Here is a 21993-nt window from a genome sequence, read left to right on the forward strand (position 1 = left end):
AGGCCGGCGCCGCGCCGGGTCACGTGCCCGGTCGGGCCCGGTCGAGCTGCTCCCGCACGATCGCCTCGGCCTCCTCGGTGCCGATGTGCCCGAGCAGCAGCTGAGCGGCAAGGCCCTGGACGAGCGCGACCAGGGCCTGGGCCTCGCGTTCGACATCGAACCCGGACGGCGGCCGCCAGGCCCGGCGAAGGTGGTCCGCCACGGTGGACACGATCAGCTCGTGGCCCCGCCGGTACCGGGCGGACGACTCCGGATGGCGCACGGTGTGGCTGAAGAACGCGCCGCCCACCAGCGCCAGGGCGCGGCGCTCCTCGTCCAGCGGCAGCAGCGCCAGCAACAGCTCCCGTAGCGCGACCTCCGGGCTCGGGGGAGCGGGAGCACTCGCGATCGCGCTGCGGACGCCCTGGTCGATCCGGTCGCGAAGGGTCGCCGCGGCGAAACCGAGCAGCTCGTCCTTGCCCGCGAAATAGTGCTGGATGCGGCCGATGGACGTCCCGGCCTCGGCGGCCACCGTGCTCATCGTCACCGCCTCCAGCCCGCGTTCCGCCGCGATGCGCCACACCGCCTCGGCGAACTCCGCGCGCCGCCGGTCGTGGTCCACCCGCCTCGGCATGCCCGTCCCCCTCTTTTTGCAATACGATCATATCGCTACGGAGGGGAGTGCTCATGGGGCATCGGGTCGGGCGGTTCACGTCCGCGGCGGCGGAGCGGCGCTTCCGGGCGGCCTACGCGGAAGGCATGCGGCTCCTGCCGGCGCCGGCCGAGACGCACGATGTCGGCACCGCGTTCGGCGACGTGCGCGTGTACCGGTTCGGCGCGGCGTCCGGCGTGCCGCTCGTCCTGCTGCACGGCCGGAACGGGACGACGATCTCCTGGCGCCCCAACATCGAGCCGCTCGCCCGGCGGCGCACGGTGTTCTCCGTCGATCTGCTGGGCGAGCCGGGAGCCAGCGTCCAGACCGCCCCCATCCGCGACGCGGCCGACCAGGCCGCGTGGCTGGACCAGACGCTGGCCGGGCTCGGCCTCGACCGCGCCCACCTCGTCGGGGTCTCGATCGGCGGCTGGACGGCCTGCAACACCGCCGTCCGCCGCCCTCAGCGGGTGGCGTCGGCGACCCTGCTCGATCCCGCCGCCACCCTCGCCCGCATGCCGCTCGCCCTGGTCCTGCGCACGATCCCCACCCTCGTCCCGTTCCTGTCCCGGCGGGCGACGCCGCGCTTCCTCCGCTACGTCGACGGCCAGGGCGGCGAACCGCTCGCCGATCCGGTCGGCCGGGTCATCGACGCCGCGATGAGCGGATTCCGCACCGCGGTACCGCAACCGGCCCTGTTCGGCGACGACCAGCTCCGCTCCCTGTCCATGCCGGTCCTGGCGATCGTCGCCGGCCGCAGTGTCATCCACGACCCGCGGACCGCCTACGAACGAGCGCGAACGCTGATCCCCGACGTCCGGGCCGAGCTGTGGCCCGAGGCGACGCATGCCGTCTCCGGCCAGTGCGCCGCCCGCGTCAATGACCGCGTCCTCGCCTTCACCGCGGACATCGGCTGACCCGCGGCCGGGCAGGTCGGCAGAGCGGACGGTAGGAGCGTTAACGCTCACATGGATGAGCCAACCTCCCTTTCAGCGCTTGCTCGGACTCGCGACGGGCTGCCAGGGCACTGATTGTTAGCGCTAACATTTCTGCGTCCAGTACGGCCTTTCTCGGGCGGGATGGCGTCGGTGGTGGTGCAGCGGAGCAAACACGACGCCGTGAGGCCCGTCAAGCCCTCTCCGGCATGCGGGCGCTTCCGTCGGCGGTGCCCACGCCGTCCTTGGCTGGTCAAGGCGGCGGAGCCTCGCTCCACACGCATGAAATTTCATGTATCGGGGTTCTCCGAGGCCGGGCGCACGCACCACCGGAATTCGCGGCGGTCATGGCCGGCATCTGTCGAGCGTATGGACTTCCTACGCCGACCGCCGCTTCGAAAGTCGTCGGAGCCGGGCTTGACACGTTTCGAGGGCCGTTCTCACACTGAGGCTCCCACGCGGTTCCTCCTGCCGGGGTCGGTGGTGAACGGCAGGAGCTCCTGACGCGAGGCGTCGAGTGACCGCGCCGTCTCAGCCGCACGGCTTTGTCCCGCATTCCCTTATTTCCTTTTACGCAGCATGGAGGCTCAGGCATGGGCGAAAACGCCATTCCCCCGACCGGCCGGCGGCGACCGCTGCGCCGCGCCCTGGTGGCGGGAGCTCTCAGCGTCCTCGGCGCCGCCACGGCGTTCGCGGTGCCCACCACCACCGCCGGCGCCGCCGCCGGCACGCTGGGCGCCGCGGCGGCGCAGAGCGGGCGCTACTTCGGCGCCGCGGTGGCGGCCGGCCGGCTCGGCGAGTCGGCGTACGTGACCACGCTGGACCGGGAGTTCGACTCGGTCACCGCGGAGAACGAGATGAAGTGGGACGCCACCGAACCCACCCGCGGCTCGTTCACGTTCGGTTCCGCCGACCGGATCGTCGACCACGCCCAGAGCAGGGGCATGAAGATCCGCGGGCACACCCTCGTGTGGCACGCCCAGATCCCCGGCTGGGTGCAGAACCTGTCCTCGGCCGCCGACGCGCGCGCCGCGCTGACCGGCCACATCAACGGCGTCATGGGCCACTACCGAGGCAAGATCCACACCTGGGACGTGGTCAACGAGGCCTTCGCCGACGGCGGCGCGGTCGGCTCGCTGCGCAGCTCGATCTGGACGCAGCGGATCGGCAACGGCTTCATCGAGGAGGCGTTCCGCGCCGCCCGCGCGGCCGACCCGAACGCCAAGCTCTGCTACAACGACTACAACATCGACGACGCCGACGCCGCCAAGACCCGTGGCGTCTACAACATGGTCCGCGACTTCAAGGCGCGCGGCGTGCCGATCGACTGTGTCGGCCTGCAGTCGCACTTCGGCCAGGTGCCGAGCAACTACCGGCGGAACATCGAACAGTTCGCCGCGCTCGGCGTGGACGTGCAGATCACCGAACTGGACATCGGCGGCTCCGGGACGGCGCAGGCCGACGCCTACCGGCGGGTCGTGGAGGCCTGCATGGCGGTCTCCCGCTGCACCGGCATCACCGTGTGGGGTGTCACCGACAGGTACTCCTGGCGCTCCGGTGACACCCCGCTGCTGTTCGACGGCAACTACAACAAGAAGCCGGCCTATGACGCGGTCCTGAACGCCCTCAACAACGCCACCCCGAACCCGCCGACCGACCCGCCCTCGGGAGCGTGCTCGGCCACGATCGCGACGACCAACAGCTGGCAGGGCGGATTCCAGTCGACGGTGACCGTCCGCGCGGGCAGCACACCGGTCAACGGCTGGACGGTCCGGTGGACGTGGCCCGGCGGGCAGAGCATCACCAGCCTCTGGAACGGCGAGCCGACCGGCTCGGGCGCCAACGTGACCGTCCGCAACGCCTCGTACAACGGCTCCATCGCGGCGGGATCCTCCGTCACGTTCGGCTTCACCGCCAACGGCACCGCGGCCACCCCCACCGCCACCTGCACCAGCCCGTGACCGAGTCGACCCGCGTTCACGTGACGACGCGACTTGGACCACCCGCCCTGCCCGCCGGGCCCCCGCTGCGCCGCCGCGCCCCGGGCCAGGTCACCTGACCGGCCCGTCGCGCGAGCACGACCCTCGGCTGCTCTGGCGACGGCGCGTCCCCACCCGCATCCGTTCTTGAAGCCCCGGGCATAGCCCGCTCCCGAGAAGAAAGGTCAGCGCCGTGACCCTGTCCCGCAGGGAATTCACCCGGACCGCCCTCGCCTCCGCCGCGCTCGCCGCCACCGGCGTGGTGAGCTTTCCGCGAGCCGCGTCGGCGGCGACGTACAACGCCTACGTGATGGCCTGCTTCACCGAGTCGCCGCAGTTCCTGGGCGCGGACTACGGCCTGCACCTGGCGGTCAGCCGGGACGGCCTGAACTGGACGCCCCTGAACCAGAACAACCCGGTCGTCACGCCGACGGCCGGTCAGCTGGGCCTGCGCGACCCGCAGGTGTTCCGCAAGCAGGACGGCACGTTCGTGGTGATCGCCACCGACCTCAAAGGCACCGACTTCAGCCTCAACAGCCAGTACCTGCACGTGTGGGACTCGACGAACCTGACCGCCTTCACCGGATACCGCCGCCTGCGGATGCACACCACCAACGACCACACGTGGGCTCCGACGGTGTTCTGGGACGCCTCCCGGAGCCAGTACGGCATCGTCTACTCCACCGCCAACGTCTTCTGGGTGAACTACACCGCCGACTTCCGGACCGTCAGCAGTCCGCAGACCTATTTCAGCCCCGGATTCGGCGTCCTGGACGGAGACATCGTCGTCGACGGCGGAACCACCTACATGTACTACAAGAACCTGGCCGACGGCCGTATCTACGGGGCGCGCTCCGCCACAGGCGCGCCCAACAGCTACACCACCTACACCAGCGGCCTGATCCAGGGCAGCGCAATCGAGGCGCCCCTGCTGCACAAACTCAACGACGGCAGCGGATGGCGGCTCTGGGGGGACTCGTTCAGCCCCGTCAACAACGACTACTACGCCTGGTCCTCGAGCAACATCGGCGGCGGCGCGTGGACCCCGATGAACCAGCGCGACTACACCCCGCCGCTGAACTCCAAACACGGATCGATCGCCGGTATCACCGACGCCGAATACAACGCCCTGGTCTCCCGTTGGGGAACGCCCAACTGGGTCCGGCTGAAATCCTCCAACTACCCGGACCGGTACGTACGGCACCAGGACCGCGTCGGCCGGATCGACGCCTATCCGTTCGACCCCTACCAGGACCAGATGTGGCGAATGGTCCCCGGCCTCGCCGACGCGGCCGGCGTGTCGTTCGAGTCGGTCAATTATCCCGGCAACTATCTGCGGCACAACAACTACGCCGTCCGGCTCGACCCCAACGACAACACCGCGACATTCCGCGCCGACGCCACTTTCTACCGCACCGCCGGGCTCGCCGACACGGCATGGTCGTCGTTCCGTTCCTACAATTACCCGACCTACTACCTCAGGCACAACAACTACGTGCTCCGCATCGACCCGCTCAGCACCTCCTCCACCCTCACCGACCGCCAGGACGCCACCTTCCGCATCACCCCCTGACAAACCAGCCAACCCGACGTAGCAGACGAGCCCGGTACTGGTCGGACATTCGTGCAAAACCGAAAAAGGACCCATTTCATCGGCAATCGGTATGGTGGGAGTCGATGTCCGCTGATGCGGTTGTAGGGTCCCATTGTGCTCGCCGCATCGTCGCCGACTCTTCTGCTCAAAGATGTCTCAGTCGCCCGGTTGTTCGTGGCTCGGGTGGCGGGAAATGCCGGGGACGGATTCGGGCAGATCGCGTTGTCCTTCGGGGCTCTGCATCTGGGCTACGGGGCGACCGGGTTGTCGGCGGTGGTGGCGTGCAAGACGGCGCCGACGCTGCTGGTCGTGGCCGGTGGTCTCGCCGGAGACCGGTGTCGGCGGCACCGGGTGATGGCGAGTGCGGAGATCCTGGCGGCCGGAGCGTGGACCGGTCTCGCGGCGTGCTTCCTGCTGGGTGCGGCGCCGCTCGCGGTGGTGTGCGGGCTGGCGGCGCTGTCCGGGCTTGCCCGCTCGCTGTTGCTGCCCGCCGAGCGGGGGATCGTCGCCGACCTGGTCCATGGCGAGGACAGGCGGGCGGCCAACGCGTTGTTGGGCCAGTCGGTGGCGGCGGGGTTGCTGACCGGGTTGGTCCTGTCGGGGGCCGTCGTCGCGGCGGCGGGGCCGGGATGGGCTGCCGCGATCAAAGCGGGAACGTCCGCGCTCGGGGCGGTGCTGCTGAGGCGGCTGCGCACACCGCAATGGCGCCGGGACCGGCGGCCGGGCGTCATGACCGACCTGGGCGCGGGGTGGCGAGAGTTCACATCCACACAGTGGGTCTGGGTCCTCACCGCCCAGTTCACCGCCGTCGCCGTCGCGGTCACCGCCTTCTCGGCCGTCCTCGGACCGCTCTACATGGCCCAGGGACATGGCGGCCCTGGAGGCTGGGGCATGGTCGCCGGGCTGGAGGCGGCGGGGGCGCTGGCGGGCGGCGTGGTCGCGGCACGGTGGCGGCCGGCTCGTCCGGTGCTCGCGATGGCCCTTCTCCCGGCGACCGCGGCGACTCCGCTGCTGCTGACCGGCGCCGGGGCCACCTGGTGGACGCTCGCGCTGGTGAGCCCGGTCCCCGGCGCCTGCCAGACGATCTATGGGGTGCTGTGGACGACCACGGTGCAGGCCACGTTCCCGCCGCAGGTTCTGGCCCGCGTCAACAGCTGGAACCTGCTGGGCGGGTTCGCCTTCACCCCGGCCGCGGTGCTCGTGGCAGGCCCTCTGTCCAGCGGCTTGGGCGTCACCACCACGACGCTCGGCGCAGCGGCCCTGGTCATCGCGGCCACGCTGGCGACACTGACGTCCACCCAGGTGCGCCACCTCCACACCGAACCACCCGACAGTACGACAAGTGCGGCAACACCCGCCGCGCCCTGAATCAGCTGACCGAACGCGCTCCTCAGACACGGACGGCGACCTTCCCTCACGAACGCGCCGCATCGCATCCCAGCGCACAGGAAACATCGCCCACGGCGAGCGGCGGGGCCTCACCAGAGCGGCCGGGGCGCGTCGATGGTGTTGCGCGGGCACCTGACGTTCGACCGGGCGTGGTGGTCAGCCGGTCAGGTAGCCGCCGGAGACGTCGACGTCGGTCCCGACGACGGGGGCGGCCTCGGCGGAGCCGAGCCACATCATGACGCGGGCCATCTCCTCCGCGCTGACGATCCGTTTGATCGGGTAGTCCTGGGCGATCTCCTCGTAGGTCATGTCGAACGCCTCGGCGGCGCGGCGCAGCATCGGGGTGTCGACGGCGCCCGGGGCGAACGCGGTGACGCGGACGCCCTCGGCGGCGTACTCCAGCGCGGCCACCTTCGTCAGCGACGCGACACCGTGCTTGCTGGCGTTGTAGGGCGCGATCGTGGCGAAGCCGACCTCCGCGGAGATCGACGCGGTGTTGACGATGACACCGCCGCCCTGCGACCGCATCTGCGGAATCTCGTATTTCATCGCCAGGAAGGTGCCGCCGACATTGGTCCGCCACACCTTCTCCATGTCGTCGAGGGACTGCTCGTGCAGGTGGACGGCACGCGGACTCTCGATTCCGGCGTTGTTGAAGGCGATGTCGAGACGTCCGTGGCGGCGGACGCAGGCCGATACGAATTCCCTGACGTCGCTTTCCCGGCGGACGTCGGCGCGCACATATGTCGCGTCCCCACCCGCCGAGCGGATCCGGGACTCGATGCGGCGGCCGAGGTTCGCGCGGCGTCCGCAGAAGAACACGCGTGCCCCTTCGGCGGCCATCAGTACGGCGGCGGCCTCACCGATGCCGGAGGTGGCACCGGTGATGAGCACCACCTTCCCCCTCAGCCGTCCGGCCGCCGGCGCGGCGGCGCCGGCGGCGGTCCCGGTGCCCAGGACGGCGCCGGCCGCCAGCCCGGCGGCGGCCCCGGCCCGCAGCACCGTGCGTCGGGACGAGAAGCGTTCGCGACTTTCCGGGCGGTCCGCCGCACGCGAACCTTCCTTCGGCAATTCCTGCATTGACGGGGTCTCCCTCTGGTGAGCAGCGCACGGTTGTGTCCGGCGGCCGGTCATATGGCCGGGCGCGCGCCTCCACGCAATCAACGGGGCGCCGATGGCGTCCAATGCCTGTCGCCATTCGTTCCAGGCATAGATGCTCCCGAGGGCGTGCAGGAGGCAGGCGAATGGACGTGGACACCCGGGTGCTGCGCTACTACGTCACCGTGGCCGAAGATCTGAGCTTCACCAGGGCCGCGCAGCGGCTGTTCGTGTCCCAGCCGTCGTTGAGCCGGCAGATCCAGCGGCTGGAGAACGACCTGGGCGTGCGGCTGTTCGAGCGCAGCAGCCGGGAGGTGCGGCTGACCGCGGCGGGGGAGCGGCTGCTGCCCGAGGCGCGCCGGCTGGTGGACGGCTGGCAGCAGGCGATGCGGGACGTGCGCGTCGCCGACGCCGCGCGCAGGAGGCTGCTGCGCGTTGGATTCGTGGCGACGGGCGCGGGCCCGCTGGGACGACGGGCCCGGACCGTCTTCGCCCAGCGCCATCCCGGCGTCACCGTCGAGCCCAAGCGCTTCGACTGGGGCGGCGAGGCGGAGGCGCTGCGCCGCGGCCTGGTCGACGTCGCGTTCGTCTGGCTGCCCGCCGACCTCGACGGACTGCACGCGCAGGTCGTCGCCGAGGAACCGCGCTGGGTGGCCATGGCCGCCGACCACCCCCTGACCGCCAGGGACGACGTCTCGATCACGGACCTGCGCCGGGCCCATGTACGGGTCGTGGGCGCCCCAGACGACCAGGACGGGGACGTCCAGCCGGCCCAGCACCGGTGACACCGCCGCCGACCAGCCGGCCGGGTCGTCGAACGAACGGTAGAGCCGCAGGACCGCCCGGCGCGTCGCGCGGTCGAAGTCGTCGAACATGCGGTCCAGGAAGGGGCGGGGAAGGCCCCGCGGGTTGCCGCGCCTCCCGACCAGGAGGTGGAAGGCCCGGCGGGTCGTCGTCGCCATGAAGACCTCGCCGACGACCGGCGTCCGCCACACCCGCGCCAGGACGTGCCAGCGGTAGCCGAGGAGAACCCCGGTGTCCACCAGGACCAGGCCGGTCAGCCGGTCGGGATGGCGGACGGCCCAGGCCAGCCCCCACGGGCCCCCGAAGTCGTGCAGGCAGAGATGAGCCTTCCGTATGCCCAGGTCGTCCAGCACGGCGCCGAAGAACTCGGCGTGCCCGTCCACGTTGTGCGGGAAGCCGCGCGGTTTGTCGGCCCGGCCGAACCCGGGGGCGTCCCAGGCGACGGCCCGCGTGTGGCGGCCGGCCTGGAGCAGCAACCCCTCCCAGTCGGCGCCGGACCCCGGGTTGCCGTGGACGAAGACGACCGCCTCCCCGTCGCGGCCCTCGCCGTGTTCCCGGACGACGGTCCGGATGCCGTTGACGGTGCGTTCGTAGACCTTCACGGCCGGGCCGCCTTGCCGTCGGAGAGCCGTGGACGCAGGGCCCGCGACGAGTAGCCGACGTCGACGTGGAGTTCGTCCGCGGGCGGGGCCGGGAAGCCGAGTTCGGCCAGCCACGCGGGGCTGCGCGCGCCCCGGCCCCCAGAACGACGGCATGCTCGCCCAAAACCGGCATTCGATGCGCCTCCCCGCAATCGGCAATGCCGCGAGCATGTGTCACGGAACCGGCCGGGACCATCCGCCAGATTGCTCGCCCGACGACCACAACAGGACGCGCACTTCCTCCCGCCCATCACCGACCGGAGTACATGGCGTGGGACGGGTGGCCACATGGATTGGTCTGTTGTGGCCATGGGGGGTGCGTGTTGGACTGGTGCCATCCTGTCCCCGAGGATCGGGAGCGATCGATGACAGACCCGTTGACCCTGGCGATCGCGGCGGCGGCCGCCGGCAAGGCGGTGGAGCTCACCGGCCAGCCCGTCAAGGACGGCATCGTCGCGATCAGCCGGAAGGTGCGTGAGAGGTTCCGCGGACGCCCGGCCGACGAGGAGGTGCTGAGCGGTGCGATCGCCGATCCCGAGGACGCCGAACGGGTCGCCCGGCTCACCGAGGCGCTGCGCCGGGCCATCGAGGAGGCACCGGCGTTCGCCGACGACCTGCAGAGCGCCGTCCGCCACGCCATGGAGCAGGACCCGGACTTTCGTGCCCACGTGGAGAACCGGCTCCAGCAGGCCAGGACGGCGACCGCGACCAGCGGCGACGGCGTCACCAACATCCTCAACGCCCCGGCCGAGAAGGTCGTCCAGATGCGCGATGTGGACGGCGGCATCCACTTCCACTGAACGCCGCCGCGGCGCCAACTGGATGGTGGGGCCTCAGCACAGGCCCGGCCCGGGCGAGTGTGACGACGGGTCGTCGCTTTCGGAATCCGTTGGCGTTCGTGGGAGCGGATAGCGTGAGCGGCGCCCACCAGGTCGTGAGGGAACGTGTTCTGAGCATGATCCCGGCCTGGTGGGCGCCACGGTCGGGCGGCCCCGGGTGTGTCTAGGCGTTCTTGGCGCCGGTGTAGCGGGCGGCGACGTCGGCCCAGTTGACCAGGGACCACAGCTTTTCGACGTAGTCGGGGCGCACGTTGCGGTACTGCAGGTAGTAGGCGTGCTCCCAGGCGTCGAAGACCAGCAGCGGGGTGGTGCCCATGCCGACGTTGCCGTGGTGGTCGTAGACCTGCTCCACCACCAGGCGTCCGCCGACCGGTTCCCAGGCCAGCACGCCCCATCCCGAGCCCTGCACGGTGGACGTGGCCGTGGACAGCTGCTTCTGGAACGCCTCGAACGATCCGAAGTGCTCGTCGATGGCGTCGGCCAGTTCGCCGTCGGGGCGGTCGCCGCCGTCGGGGGACAGGTTGTCCCAGAAGATCGAGTGCAGCACGTGCCCCGACAGGTTGAACGCCAGCGTCTTCTCCAGCCCGACCAGGCCGCCGTACTGCTCCTTGTCGCGGGCCTCCGCCAGTTTCTCCAGGGTGTCGTTGGCGCCCTTGACGTAGGCGGCGTGGTGCTTGCCGTGGTGCAGTTCGAGGATCTCGCCGGTGATCGCCGGTTCCAGGGCGGCGTAGTCGTAGGGCAGATCGGGCAGCGCGTAGGTCGACATGACCACCACTATTGCAAACAAGTCGCAGTTGCATCAAGCATGCAGCAAGGGGGCCGGGACCTACTGATCCAGGGCGCGCAGGAAGCGCGCGGCCAGCGGGGCGGCCGTCCTGCCGCCCGAGCCGCCGGACGCGACGAGGACGGCGAACGCCACGTCGCCGCGGAAGCCGATGAACCAGGCGTGCGGGTCGCCGCCGTCGCCGACCTCGGCGGTTCCGGTCTTGCCCGCCGTGCCCTCCGGCAGGCCCGCGCCCTTCGCGGTGCCGTCGGTGACGGCCGCGCGCATCATGTCGCGCAGCGCGCCCGCGGCCGGCACCCGGCGGGAGGGCTGCCGGTCCTCGCGGATCAGCTTCGCGTCGACCAGCCGCGGCGGCCGCCACCGCCCGTCCGCGGCCGCCGCCGCGACCATCGCCATCACCAGCGGGCTGGCCTGCACCCGGCCCTGGCCGATGGCCGCCTCGGCGAGCTCGTCGCCGCCGCCCGGCTCGGGGAAGCCGCCCCGGACGGCCGCGATCCCGGGGGTGATGGGGCCGCCGAAGCCGAACGAGGCCGCGGCGTCGGCCAGCTTGCCGGTCCCCAGCCGGTCGACGGTCAGCTGCGCGAACGTGGTGTTGCAGGAGTGGGCGAAGGCGTCCCGCAGCGCGGTGTCGCCGAGCGAGAGGTCGTCGGAGTTGCGGATGGTGCGTTGCGCGGTGACCACCGACGCGGGGCAGCCGACGCCGCTGCCGGCGGACATGCCGTCCGACAGCAGGGCGGCGGCGGTGACCACCTTGAACGACGAGCCGGGCGGGTAGGAGCCCAGGAACGCGTTGCGTCCGCCCAGCCTGTCGGCGACGGCCAGCACCTCCCCGGTGGACGGGCGCACCGCCACCAGGGCGGCGGTCCCGTCGGAGATCGTCTCTTCGGCGGCGGCCTGGATCCTGCGGTCCAGGGTCGTCTTTATCCGTTCGGCCGGGTCGGCCCCGAGCACCGCCAGCCGCTGCGGCGGCCTGCCGCCCGCGGTGACCTCGACGGCCCAGCCCATGGTGTCGGCGCCGGTGTTGCCGAAGCTCTCCGACAGGGCCGCGATGTACGGCTGGAGCAGGCCGGCGTCCGGCAGCGCCCGTCCGCTCCGGTCGGCGAACGTCACGGGGGCGGTCTCGGTCTCGGTGAGCTTCCAGGTGGCGGGTCCGGTCAGCGCCGGATGCAGGGTGGCGGGGCTCCACAGCACTCGCCAGCGGCCCTTCATCAGGCCCAGTTCGAGGGTGGACCGGTAGGTCCAGGTGACCCGGCTTCCCAGGTTGCGGGTGACCGTGAACTCCTGGCGCGCCCGGTCCGGGGCGGTGGAGGGGCGCACCAGCGGGGCCGGCGTCAGCCTGATCGAGTACACCAGTAGGCCCTGGGACAGCGCCCGGTGCTGTTCGGCGAAGTCGTCCGGCGGGTCGGCGACCAGCTCGGCCATGCTGGTCAGCGAGCCGTTCCGCCAGGCGGCGAAGTAGTCGCGGGAGACCTGCTCGGGGCTGCCCGGGCTCCGCCGCGACAGCCTGTACGCGGAGACGACTCCGGCCGCCAGGACGACGGCCAGCACCCCGGCCAGGACGAGGACGCCACGAGCTCGCAAAGCCGCTCCCTCCAGAGGCCGCCCTTGATCTTCGCCGATCCCGGGCGCCGCCGGGTGACCGGATCCGGCCGGGCGGCCGGGGCCGCCGCCGAGCAGCCAAGATCGCGAAAGGCGCCCATTTGTCGGTGGAGGCCGATAGAACTTCGCCATCCGACGGACCGCGAGGGTGGAGGACGAGACTCATGAGTTCCGGCGACGCCGGGTGGGAGGAACGGAGCGCGGTGCGCGTGGTGCCGCCCGTCCAACCACGGAAACTGGCCAAGGTGCCGTTCGTCGAACTGGCGGAAGGCCGGTTGCAGGGGGTGGTGTCGAGCGGTTCGGACATCGCCCGGGTGTACGTCTCGTCGATCGCCGCCGAGACGCACAACTTCAGCTGCAGCACCAACAACAACCGGCCGTGCGGCGGTGCCGGGGGCTCCTACCGCTGCAAGCACCTCAAGGCGCTGATCGACGAGGCGGTCAAGCAGTACGGCCTCGAACGCGTCGCGCGCTACCTGAAGGTCGAGGCCTCTGAGGGGGACGACCTGCACTTCCTGCTCCAGGGCACGCAGGAGAAGGCACCGGCCGCCATGGTGTTCAGCCGGTTCCTGCGGCACCTGACCTATCTGGAGGTTCCGGCCACCCCGGAGCCCCTCCCCGAGATGCACTGGTTCCCGGCATTGAAGGCGGTCCGCTGATGCAGGGAGTACAGCTCGCCGAGTTGCTCGCCGAGACCCCGCCCGGCGTCGTGGAGGCGCTGGAGGTGGTCGGCGGGTTCGACGCCGCGCTGGCCAACGGCCTCGCCCGGCTCGGCCCGCGGCACACCGAGGCCCTCAACGCGCTGGCCGGCGCGCTCAGCGCGTCCCCGCTCGGCACGGCGCTGACGGACGCGTCCGCCAAGCTCGCCGGCGGCGCCATCGGCGACGCCGAGCTGACCGCGCTGGCCGGGGCGCGTGCCGCGCTGCTCGGCGCGGCCCACGACGCCCTGCTCACCCGGCTCGACGGCGCGCTCGGCCGGTCCCGTACCGCGTGGGAGGAACGTCCCGCCGAGGGGGAGCCGGTGCCCGCCAACCTGCTCGCCGCGGCCCGGTCCTGGCTGCGGGACCTGGCCATCGCCGGCTGGCTGGGCGTCGACGACGCGCTGGTGTCGGCCGCCGACCAGGCGGTCGAGGCGGTGTGGGGCGAGCCGCGGCTGCGCCGCCTCGCCGTCCTGCTGGACGGCCTCGCCGCCGAGCTGCGCGTCTCCTCCCCGGTCGCGACGATGGAACGGCTCCCCGAACGCCGCTGGGCCGACCTGTGGACGCGCGCGGTGCTGCTGTCGCATTCGGGCAGCTGGACGGGCGGCACGACCACAGTCTCCGGGCGGCTGCTGCCGCTGGGCGTCGACGTCCACGAACACGGAACGGCCGTCCAGGCGCAGCTGCACGCGGTGCTGGAACCCGAGGGCGACGGGCCGGTGCGGTTCGTCCGTGTCGCCGTCGCCGCCGCCAAGGTCGACACGATCCTCGGCCCCGAGGTGTGGAAGCTTCTGAAGGCGTACCCGACGCTGCTGGCGGCCCTCGCCGAGCACCGCGCCGTCGACGTCGCCGACATGCGGCTGACCGCCGGCGGCGACCTGCTCTGGGACGAGGAACGCGCCGAGGCCGGCGAGCCCGCCGACCCGTTCGCCACGGCTCGCGTCCGGCTCCCCGGCGCCGAGGCCCCGGCCGTCGCGCCGCTCGACCGCCACCCGGTGCGCATCGCCGAACCGGTGCTGGTCGAGGGCTACAAGGCCAGGCGCGACGGCACGTTCGACCTGAACGGCGAGGCCCTCACCGTCGACCTGGACCGGCTGCCGCCGGGCGGTCCGCTCACCGCGCAGCTCGTCACCGCCTCCACGGCGTGCATCGGCCTGCTCCGCTGGGACGCCGGGCGCTGGACGCTGCAGCCGCTCGCCGTGCAGAGCACCGTGAAGAAGCAGCCGGTCGAGGCGCACAACGGCGACTGGGCGCTGGGCCCCACCGACCCGAAGATCGTGAAGGCCCAGGCCCGCTCCGGCGACCCCGTGGCCGTCCTCACCGAACGCGCGGGAAGGCTGCTGCGGAAATGAACGACGGCGACAGCGACGACGTCCGCCGGCAGGTGCTGCTGTGGCGGCTGCTGGGGCACGTGTTCGACGCAGAGGAGCAGCCCGCACTGGAGGCGGCGAGCCTGGCCGTCGTCGAGGAGCGCGGACTGCCGGCGGCGCTGCTCGACCCCGGCGTCTCGGTCGACACCGTCCTGCAGCGGTTCCCCGACCTGGAGCCGGAGTTCCGCGACCCGCTGGCCGGCGGTGACGACGGCGACCGGGTGCGGCGGACGGCCCTGGTGTCGAAACTGCTGCTCAACGCGTTCTGCACCGGCTCCGGCGACGTGTCGGCGGAGCGGCTGGCCACCTGGCAGCGCGACGCCGAGTGGCTGCGCCGCGCGCTCGGCGCGTGCGCCGGCGGCGGCCCCGGGCAGGGCGAAGCGAGCGACGATCCGCGCGGCGGCGCACGACAGGGCCCGGGGCAGGTGTCCGGGGAGGGCGCCGGGCGAGGACGCGGGTCCGGTGCCGGGCAGGGGTTCGAGGTCACCGACGCCGACCTCAACGCGCTGCTGGCCACCCTGGAGGGCGATCTGGTCCGCCGGATGCGGCTGCGCGAGGTGCTCGCCGACCCGGCGCTGGCCGCCCGGCTCACCCCCAGCATGTCGCTGATCGAGCAGCTGCTGCGCGACAAGCACAACCTGTCGGGCGAGGCCCTCGCCAATGCCAAGGCGCTGATCAGGCGGTTCGTGGACGAGGTCGCCGAGGTGCTGAAGACCCGGGTGGAGAAGACCAGCACCGGCAAGATCGACCGCAGCGTGCCGCCCAAGCGGGTGTTCCGCAACCTCGACCTCGACCGGACGATCTGGAAGAACCTGGTCAACTACGACCCCCAGGAGGAGCGGCTCTACGTCGACCGGCTGTTCTACAAGCACACGGCCCGCCGCACCACGCCCGCGCGGATGATCGTGGTGGTCGACCAGTCCGGGTCCATGGTGGACGCGATGGTCAACTGCACCATCCTGGCGTCCATCTTCGCCGGGCTGCCCAAGGTCGACGTGCACCTGATCGCCTACGACACCCGCGCGATCGACCTGACGCCCTGGGTGCACGACCCGTTCGAGGTGCTGCTGCGCACCACGCTCGGCGGCGGCACGCACGGGCCGGTCGCGATGCGGATGGCCCGGCCGAAGATCGCCGACCCGCGCAACACGGTGCTGGTCTGGATCTCCGACTTCTACGACGACCGGGGCCTGCTCGACGACTTCCGGGCGCTGTACCGGTCCGGGGTGAAGTTCATCCCGGTCGGCTCGGTCAACAGCTCCGGCCAGGCCAGCGTCGACTCCTGGTACCGGCAGAAGCTCAAGGAGCTGGGCACCCCGGTGATCTCCGGCCACATCGACAAGCTCGTGTTCGAACTGAAGAACTTCCTCGCCTGACAGCCCAGGCACCCCACGTAACCGACCCTCATAGGAGTTCCTTGCCATGACCGACGAGATGCTGCGCGCACCCGCCGAGGTCAAGTACGCCGACGAGCTCGACTACCTGGAGTCGATCGACGACGGGCACAAGCCGTTCTCGTGGCGGCTGAGCCCGCGGATGGTGCGCACGTTCATCCTGGGTTCCGAGCGCTCCGACGGCCTCGACCGCGAGATCCCGCAGAAGTGGTTCGGCGACCGCACCTTCGTCGAACGCGCCATCGTCACGCTCGCGTCCGACCGCGGTCTGCTGCTGATCGGCGACCCGGGCACCGGCAAGTCCTGGCTGGCCGAGCTGCTGTCGGCGGCGATCTGCCGCAACTCGACGCTGGTGGTGCAGGGCACCGCCGGCACCACCGAGGACCACATCAAGTACTCCTGGAACGTCTCCATGGTGATCGCCAAGGGGCAGTCGCGGGAGTCGATGATCCCCTCGCCCATCATGACCGCGATGGAACGGGGCGTGATCGGCCGGTTCGAGGAGCTGACCCGCGCCACCAGCGACGTGCAGGACGCGCTGATCTCGATCCTGTCGGAGAAGTACGTCTCCATTCCCGAGCTGGACACCGACAACACCGTGTTCGCCAAGCCCGGCTTCTCCGTCATCGCGACGGCCAACAGCCGCGACCGGGGCGTCAACGACCTGTCCTCGGCGCTCAAACGGCGCTTCAACTTCGTGCGCATCCCCGTGGTGACCAGCAAGAAGGCCGAGTCGGAGATCGTCCGGTTCCGGACCACCGAACTGCTGCGGCGGCACCGGATCGAGCTGGAGGTCGCGCCGTCGCTGCTGGAGGTGCTGCTGCAGAGCTTCGCCGACCTGCGCGCCGCCGCCGCGTCCGCCCGCAGCGACGACGAGAAGCTGGAGTCGGCGCTGTCGACGGCCGAGCAGATCGGCGTGCTGGAGGACGCGATCCTGCACAGCCAGTTCTTCGGCGAACGCGAACTGCGCGCCGAGACGCTCGCGTCCTCGCTGGTCGGGTCGCTGGCCCGGCGCAGCCCGGAGGACCTGGCCATCCTCAACAAGTTCTGGCACGGCGTCATCGAGCCGCGCAGCAAGAAGGAGCAGGGCGCGTGGCAGGGCTTCCTGGAGGGCGGCCGCGAAGCGTTGGCGAAGCTGTCGTGACCGGCCCGGCAACCGACACCGTGACCGGCGCGCCGGCCGGTCTGGACGTGGCCGCGGGGCCGTTCGGCGGGCTGCGCGAGCAACTGCTCGGGGCGGCCGAGCGGTTCGGCTCCGGCCCGGTGGCGCAGATCCTCGCCGGACTGGTCGAGGACGTCGACCGGGCGCTGCGCGAGCCGCTGGAGATCTTCCCGGTGTGCCACCACTCGCCGTCCTCGGCGACGGCGATGGCCCGCCGGTTGCGCGAGAAGCGGCCGAAGGTCGTCTACCTGGAGCTGTGCGAGGATCTGCGGCCGCTGCTGGACGAGCTGCACAACTGCACGCTGCCGGTCGCGCTGCAGTCGTTCGCCACCGACATCGACGGGTTCCCGGCGGAATGGGCGCCGCTCAGCGTCGTCGCGCCGATCACCGAGGCGTCCGCCGAGTACCAGGCGATCTCCTACGCGCTCACCACCCCCGGCGTCGAACTGGTGTTGGTGGACCGGTCGACCGACCACGTGTTCCAGTGGGAGCCGCGCGAGGACCCCGCCGGCAAGGGCGAGGACGACGAGACGGCGCTGCACGGCGACGCGGTCGGCGTCGAGATCGGCGACCTGCGGCCGCGGTTCGCCGAACTGGAGGAGCACCTGCTCCACCACGGCAAGGTGCGGCACTGGTCGGAGTGGTGGGACCAGTACGTCGAGCAGCCGCTGGTCGACGCCGACTACGACACCTACCGGCAGGTCATGGTGCTGATCGGCAGCCTGTTCCGGCGGCTGCGGCCGGAGGGCTCCGCCCGTACCTCGGTGGACGAGGACCGCGAGCGCTACATGTGGACGCGGATACGCGAGCACCTGGCGTCCTCGGACGCCGACCCCGCCGAGTGCCTGTACGTGTGCGGCGCCTTCCACGCGGCCAGCCGCGTCGCCGAGTTCGGCCTGCACGGCGCGACGGGCTCGTTCGAGATCAGCCCGCGCACGGCCACGAAATGGCAGTACGGGCTCATCCCGTCCAGCCACTCGGCGATCGAGGCGCAGTTCGGGCTCGCGCCCGGATCGGTGTCGATCGCCGCCGCGACCTGGACGAAGGCGCTGCGGCGCAGCGGCCTCAAACCGTTCCGGCTGGGCGGTGCGCGGAAGAAGACGCCGGCCAAGCCCGCCAAGCCGCCCGCCGCCCCGCCCCCGCCGGTGGCCGACCGGCTGTCGGGCTTCCTGACGACCGCGCCCGCCCCGCACGGCGTCGACGAGCAGGAACTGCTCGGCTGGAGCGTCGACATCGTCCGGCTGGCCCGCAAGAACGGCTACCCGTCCAGCACCGCCGACGCCATCGCGGTGTACGAGACGTCGATCCTGCTGGCCGGGATCCGCGGGCGGCGGCGGCCGACGCCGTACGACTTCCAGGACGCCGCGGTCACCTGCATCGAGAAGGACGCGGTGCCGGGCCGCCGCGACATCGCGCGCCTGTGCGAGATCCTGCTCGGCGGCGACCGGGTGGGCGCCGTCGGCTACGACGCCCTGCCCCCGCTGGCCCGCGACGTGCTCGACCGGCTCGAACCGCTCGGCCTCGACCTGGAGAAGCGCACGATCCAGCGGGCGCTGCTCGACCTGGACGCCGACCCGCACCTGCGGCCGTGCTCGGACCTGCTGTGGGTCCTGCGCCGGCTGGTGCCCGACGACGCCGTCCGGCCCATCATCGGCTCGCGCCGCCTGGGCGAACGCTCCATCCAGGAGAGCTGGGACCTGGCGATCGGCCGCAACATGCGTTCGATCGTCGAGCTGGGCTACGAGGGCGTCACCGTCGAACAGGTGCTTGAGCAGCGGCTCCGCAAGGCGGTGTACGCGCCGCAGGCCACCGCCGCCCAGGCCCTCGCCGCCGTGGAGGACTCCATCCTCTATCTGGGCGGCAGACGCCTCACCGACGAGCTGGGCGCCCGCGCGGTCGAACTGCTGGCCGCCGAGCGCACGGTGGACGACGCCCCCGAGGTGCTGCGCCGCGCGCGGCGGCTGCTCTCCCACTACCAGGCGACCGAACCGGAACTGCCGGAGTGGTGCCAGTCGTTCGTCACCGCCGGGTACGCGCACTACTGCACGCTGCTGCCGACCGCGTTCACCGACGACGCCACCGGGGCGCGGCAGGTCGCGGCGATGCTCGGGTTCCTGCTCGGGATGGAGAGCCTGGCGCTGTCCCTCGGCTGCGACCACACCCAGCTGGAACTGGCCGTCCAGCAGTCGCATCCGGAGGCCCCCGACAAGGTCGCCCTGCTGTGGGCGGCGCAGACGCAACTGGGCCTGCTCCCGCTGGACGAACTGCGGCGCCGCTGCGACGAACTGCTGGACAACCCGCTGGTCGTCCCGTCGTTCCCGCTCTACCTGAGCGGCTTCGTCCAGGCCCTGGAGCCCGTCCCGGCGCTCGCGTCGCTGGTGGTGGAGATCCTGTCGAAGGCGTTCGCCCGCCTCCCCGACCCGGTCCTGCTCCCGTGGCTCCCGAAACTCATCACCACCCTGAAGGACCACGCCGCGGAGATGGTCCCCGTCCTGATCAGAGAGGCAGGCCGCACCTTCCCCGCCACCCTCCAGGCGCTGGACACCTGGACCCCACCGTGGTCAGCCCCGCCGGTGGCGCCGGCGGCGCCCGCTGCCGTCCCGGACGCGGGCCCCGCAGGAGAACTCCTGGCCGCCCACCCCGCCACCTGCGACGCGGTGGCCACCCTCCTCGGCCTCCCACCCGACTGGCCGACCGAGACGACCACGACGTCCAGGGCCGCCCCGGCACTGACCACCCTCCTGAGCGACCACCCGGCCACCACCAACGCAGTCGCCACCCTCCTGGCCTGAGCGACGCCCCACGCGTCCGGGCGGCAGCCCCTCGGCCGCCGCCCGGGCGTCCTGCCCCTCACCCCGGTCTCGGAAGTGGCGCTGAGGAGGTGGTCGCCGCCGCCTCCGGGACCGACGAGCATCCCCGGCCCCAGCGAGAGTCGGGCTCGAAACCGACCGTGGCGGGTTGACGCGTCCGCGGATTCTCGAGGCGGCCGACCACGAACGTGCTCGGTTCGGCGGGGCGAGCAGCCGGCCGACGGCGAACGCCCGACGGAATGCAGCGGCGACTCTCCACGGTGCCGACGGGGGCCGGTGCTGATGCTGGTCTTTTGGGCCACGTACGCCTGGAACCGCTCCAGCGTCGGGGACGGGCGGTGCCGTCGAACCCGCCGAACCCTCGAAGCCGTGGCCGAGGGCGGGGCGTACGGGCGAACGACCCCTTGGCGGGCGTCCCCGGCGTACTGAAGCTGGCGTAGCTCGGTGGTCGGGGCCAGCTCCGGGTGGTGCTCGTAGGCGACACCGCGGACATGGAGATCGAGGACCGCGCGGTGCCCGCCGCGTCGAAACGCATACGCGGAAACCTGTACATGCCCGCCGACAAGTCCCGGCGGTGCGGCCGTTGACTGGAGGCGACTGCCGCCGCCTGGCCGTTGGCGGGCGCGGCCCGGGGCGTCCGCCGCTAAGGTCGGGGCCGCGCAGAAACCGAAACGGAAAGGCCCTGAATGTCCCCCCGTCAGGACCGGCACCGGACACTGTGGTGGGCCGCGCTCGCGGCGAGCACCGTTCCCCTGCTGCTCGGACTGCTGCTCAGCGTCCTGAGCAGCGGGGGCGCCACGGTGGGGGTGAGCTTCGGCTTCGCGGGCGCCGTCGAGTGCCGCGGGTGGTGGCTGCAACTGGAACTGTGGCCGCTGCAATGGCTGGCAGGAATGCCGTTCCTGGTCGTCGGCCCCGCCTTCGCGGTGTGGGCGCGCACACGGTCACGGGTGCCCGGATGGACGGCGGTGACGATCCTTCTGCTTGCCGGGCTGGCCAAGCCGCTGTTGGCCGCCTACGACCTGGCGACATGGGGCGAAGGCTGCGCCGCAATGTGGGAGCCGTTCGTGCCACAGACGCTCGGATGGGACCTCTATCTCCTCGTCCCGGCCGGCCTGATCTACCTCACGGTGCGCCGACGCCGCGGCCTGGGACGCCGAGGCCGTGTGGCAACGGGGGCCGCGCTGGCCGTCGTGTTGCTGCTCACGGTCGGCGGCGACCACAGACGGCACGAGATCGCCGCGATCGGCCCGGAAGACTGCCGGACCGGCCTCCGTCTCCCGCAGACGGAGGGAGTCGCGAGAGTTGAGGCGATCGCGCGGCTGCCGGTCAAGGAGCGCGAGCGCGCCTATCTGTGCATGATGCGCGGCCACCATCTCCGCTACGACTTTGCGGAAAAACCTCAGTACGAGGACGTCGACGACGGAGAGCTTCTCTGGCGAGGTCGACGCGTGTGCGCGCACATGAAACCGGAAGGCCCCCTCACCGGTGCCGCATTGGACGAATGGAGGCGCCTGGGCGGGTTCCGCCGGTCACGCTCAGTAGTCGACGATCTGCTCGCCTACCTGTGCCCGGACGTGGCGCTGCGCCAGGCGCGGGCGGCCGCCGAGACTCGCCGACGCCTGGAGCGTGAATACCGGAAGGAACACGCCAGGGACGAGGCGTCCTGCCGCCGCTCCATCCGGCGCGACCCGAGGGCCGTGCGGCAGAAGACGGCCCTGCTCACCACGGGCGAGGGCGGCGGCTACTACATCAGCGACGGATCCAGCTCCAGCGACCCGTTCAGCCAGGCGATCGACGACGGCCTGATCGCCTCCAGCGGCTCGACGGCCGCGGTCATGACCGGCGTGGAGAACGACGACATCTGCATCACCGTGCGCGCCTACCGCAAGGCCCCGCCGCTGGACCTCAAAGGCTGGGACCGCGTCCAGGAAGTAGGCATCGACAGCCCGCACGGCACCACCAGGCTCTACATGCCAATGGACGCGCCCCCCAAGCTGCCGCCCCTGACCGCCGCAGGCCCCGGCCCCTACCGCCTACGCATCCATGTACGTGACCGGGACAAGGCCGACCTCGTGGACGGCCCCGTCGAAAAACACCTCATCCAGGTCTTCCCAGGCACGTCAAAGACCTCCATCCTCCACAAGAACACCGAACACCGCCCCTGACCCCCGAACGAAGCCGACCACGTGAACCGCCACGGTTCGCGGCGGCCGACCGTGCACTGCTCGACTGGTACCGGGGCGTATCAGCGCGCCAGGGAGCGGCG

At 71.7% G+C, this 21993-nt stretch carries 16 protein-coding genes and 1 pseudogene; 12 read left to right on the plus strand and 5 right to left on the minus strand.

All coding sequences use genetic code 11. The features are described 5' to 3' along the window. Positions 1 to 19 precede the first annotated feature (19 nt). Positions 20 to 613 carry a TetR/AcrR family transcriptional regulator gene (locus ABZ801_RS11485; RefSeq protein ID WP_360696058.1) on the minus strand — a complete coding sequence of 198 codons (594 nt, stop codon included), beginning with the start codon at positions 611 to 613 and terminating at the stop codon, positions 20 to 22. Between the two features lie 53 nt (positions 614 to 666). Here ABZ801_RS11485 and ABZ801_RS11490 point away from each other — a divergent pair, with 53 nt between their 5' ends. The 4 genes from ABZ801_RS11490 to ABZ801_RS11505 all read left to right on the plus strand — a co-directional run bounded on the left by ABZ801_RS11490 (position 667) and on the right by ABZ801_RS11505 (position 6507). Next, positions 667 to 1548 (plus strand): alpha/beta fold hydrolase, encoded by an 882-nt coding sequence (locus tag ABZ801_RS11490; RefSeq protein ID WP_360696061.1) that lies wholly within the window; start codon positions 667 to 669, stop codon positions 1546 to 1548. A gap of 611 nt (positions 1549 to 2159) precedes the next feature. Continuing rightward, positions 2160 to 3527 carry an endo-1,4-beta-xylanase gene (locus ABZ801_RS11495; RefSeq protein WP_360696064.1) on the plus strand — a complete coding sequence of 456 codons (1368 nt, stop codon included), beginning with the start codon at positions 2160 to 2162 and terminating at the stop codon, positions 3525 to 3527. Positions 3528 to 3738: 211 nt separating this feature from the next. Further along, on the plus strand, positions 3739 to 5118 hold the full coding sequence (locus ABZ801_RS11500; protein ID WP_360696068.1) for a glycoside hydrolase family 43 protein: 1380 nt from the start codon (positions 3739 to 3741) through the stop codon (positions 5116 to 5118). A gap of 135 nt (positions 5119 to 5253) precedes the next feature. Further along, positions 5254 to 6507: an MFS transporter gene (locus ABZ801_RS11505; protein ID WP_360696071.1), complete on the plus strand. Its 1254-nt coding sequence runs from the start codon at positions 5254 to 5256 to the stop codon at positions 6505 to 6507. Positions 6508 to 6684: 177 nt separating this feature from the next. Here ABZ801_RS11505 and ABZ801_RS11510 read toward each other — a convergent pair whose 3' ends face one another. Beyond that, the gene (locus tag ABZ801_RS11510; protein ID WP_360696074.1) at positions 6685 to 7530 is read right to left on the minus strand and encodes an SDR family NAD(P)-dependent oxidoreductase; all 846 of its coding nucleotides are present in this window, start codon (positions 7528 to 7530) and stop codon (positions 6685 to 6687) included. Positions 7531 to 7772: 242 nt separating this feature from the next. Here ABZ801_RS11510 and ABZ801_RS11515 point away from each other — a divergent pair, with 242 nt between their 5' ends. Beyond that, positions 7773 to 8411: a LysR family transcriptional regulator gene (locus ABZ801_RS11515; RefSeq protein WP_360696077.1), complete on the plus strand. Its 639-nt coding sequence runs from the start codon at positions 7773 to 7775 to the stop codon at positions 8409 to 8411. On the opposite strand, the pseudogene ABZ801_RS11520 reads toward ABZ801_RS11515, so the two are convergent. Beyond that, positions 8337 to 9242: pseudogene (locus ABZ801_RS11520) on the minus strand (alpha/beta hydrolase); the annotation flags it as partial. The gene ABZ801_RS11515 and the pseudogene ABZ801_RS11520 sit on opposite strands and share 75 nt — an antisense overlap. 194 nt (positions 9243 to 9436) lie before the next feature. Between ABZ801_RS11520 and ABZ801_RS11525 the strand changes: the two are divergent. Next, positions 9437 to 9871, plus strand: coding sequence for a hypothetical protein (locus tag ABZ801_RS11525; RefSeq protein ID WP_360696080.1), 435 nt, complete (start codon positions 9437 to 9439; stop codon positions 9869 to 9871). Between the two features lie 202 nt (positions 9872 to 10073). Here the strand turns inward: ABZ801_RS11525 and ABZ801_RS11530 are convergent, their stop codons facing one another. Both ABZ801_RS11530 and ABZ801_RS11535 read right to left on the minus strand, forming a co-directional pair. After that, positions 10074 to 10676, minus strand: coding sequence for a superoxide dismutase (locus ABZ801_RS11530; protein WP_360696082.1), 603 nt, complete (start codon positions 10674 to 10676; stop codon positions 10074 to 10076). 60 nt (positions 10677 to 10736) lie between these two features. Beyond that, positions 10737 to 12275 (minus strand): penicillin-binding transpeptidase domain-containing protein, encoded by a 1539-nt coding sequence (locus ABZ801_RS11535; RefSeq protein ID WP_360696085.1) that lies wholly within the window; start codon positions 12273 to 12275, stop codon positions 10737 to 10739. Positions 12276 to 12457: 182 nt separating this feature from the next. Here ABZ801_RS11535 and ABZ801_RS11540 point away from each other — a divergent pair, with 182 nt between their 5' ends. The 6 genes from ABZ801_RS11540 to ABZ801_RS11565 all read left to right on the plus strand — a co-directional run bounded on the left by ABZ801_RS11540 (position 12458) and on the right by ABZ801_RS11565 (position 21892). Continuing rightward, complete coding sequence (locus ABZ801_RS11540; protein WP_360696088.1) at positions 12458 to 12952, plus strand: hypothetical protein; 495 nt, start codon at positions 12458 to 12460, stop codon at positions 12950 to 12952. After that, positions 12952 to 14343, plus strand: a complete 1392-nt coding sequence (locus tag ABZ801_RS11545; protein WP_360696091.1) for a hypothetical protein — start codon at positions 12952 to 12954, stop codon at positions 14341 to 14343. Before ABZ801_RS11540 ends, ABZ801_RS11545 begins: the two co-directional genes overlap by 1 nt. Further along, entirely contained in the window at positions 14340 to 15737 is a 1398-nt protein-coding gene (locus ABZ801_RS11550; protein WP_360696094.1) for a VWA domain-containing protein, read from the plus strand. The genes ABZ801_RS11545 and ABZ801_RS11550 overlap by 4 nt, the downstream gene beginning before the upstream one ends. A gap of 46 nt (positions 15738 to 15783) precedes the next feature. Next, entirely contained in the window at positions 15784 to 16899 is a 1116-nt protein-coding gene (locus ABZ801_RS11555) for an AAA family ATPase (protein ID WP_360696097.1), read from the plus strand. 20 nt (positions 16900 to 16919) lie between these two features. Further along, on the plus strand, positions 16920 to 19709 hold the full coding sequence (locus tag ABZ801_RS11560; RefSeq protein WP_360697100.1) for a DUF5682 family protein: 2790 nt from the start codon (positions 16920 to 16922) through the stop codon (positions 19707 to 19709). A gap of 824 nt (positions 19710 to 20533) precedes the next feature. Beyond that, on the plus strand, positions 20534 to 21892 hold the full coding sequence (locus ABZ801_RS11565; protein WP_360696100.1) for a hypothetical protein: 1359 nt from the start codon (positions 20534 to 20536) through the stop codon (positions 21890 to 21892). Positions 21893 to 21993 lie beyond the last annotated feature (101 nt).

It is taken from the genome of Actinomadura sp. NPDC047616 (assembly GCF_040642915.1).
GTDB lineage: Bacteria > Actinomycetota > Actinomycetes > Streptosporangiales > Streptosporangiaceae > Spirillospora > Spirillospora miaoliensis.

Coding starts and splice junctions, on each gene's coding strand:
- ABZ801_RS11485 (WP_360696058.1), bottom strand. CDS start 613: ATGCCGAGGCGGGTGGACCACGACCGGCGGCGCGCGGAGTTCGCCGAG.
- ABZ801_RS11490 (WP_360696061.1), top strand. CDS start 667: ATGGGGCATCGGGTCGGGCGGTTCACGTCCGCGGCGGCGGAGCGGCGC.
- ABZ801_RS11495 (WP_360696064.1), top strand. CDS start 2,160: ATGGGCGAAAACGCCATTCCCCCGACCGGCCGGCGGCGACCGCTGCGC.
- ABZ801_RS11515 (WP_360696077.1), top strand. CDS start 7,773: ATGGACGTGGACACCCGGGTGCTGCGCTACTACGTCACCGTGGCCGAA.
- ABZ801_RS11525 (WP_360696080.1), top strand. CDS start 9,437: ATGACAGACCCGTTGACCCTGGCGATCGCGGCGGCGGCCGCCGGCAAG.
- ABZ801_RS11530 (WP_360696082.1), bottom strand. CDS start 10,676: ATGTCGACCTACGCGCTGCCCGATCTGCCCTACGACTACGCCGCCCTG.
- ABZ801_RS11540 (WP_360696088.1), top strand. CDS start 12,458: ATGAGTTCCGGCGACGCCGGGTGGGAGGAACGGAGCGCGGTGCGCGTG.
- ABZ801_RS11545 (WP_360696091.1), top strand. CDS start 12,952: ATGCAGGGAGTACAGCTCGCCGAGTTGCTCGCCGAGACCCCGCCCGGC.
- ABZ801_RS11550 (WP_360696094.1), top strand. CDS start 14,340: ATGAACGACGGCGACAGCGACGACGTCCGCCGGCAGGTGCTGCTGTGG.
- ABZ801_RS11555 (WP_360696097.1), top strand. CDS start 15,784: ATGACCGACGAGATGCTGCGCGCACCCGCCGAGGTCAAGTACGCCGAC.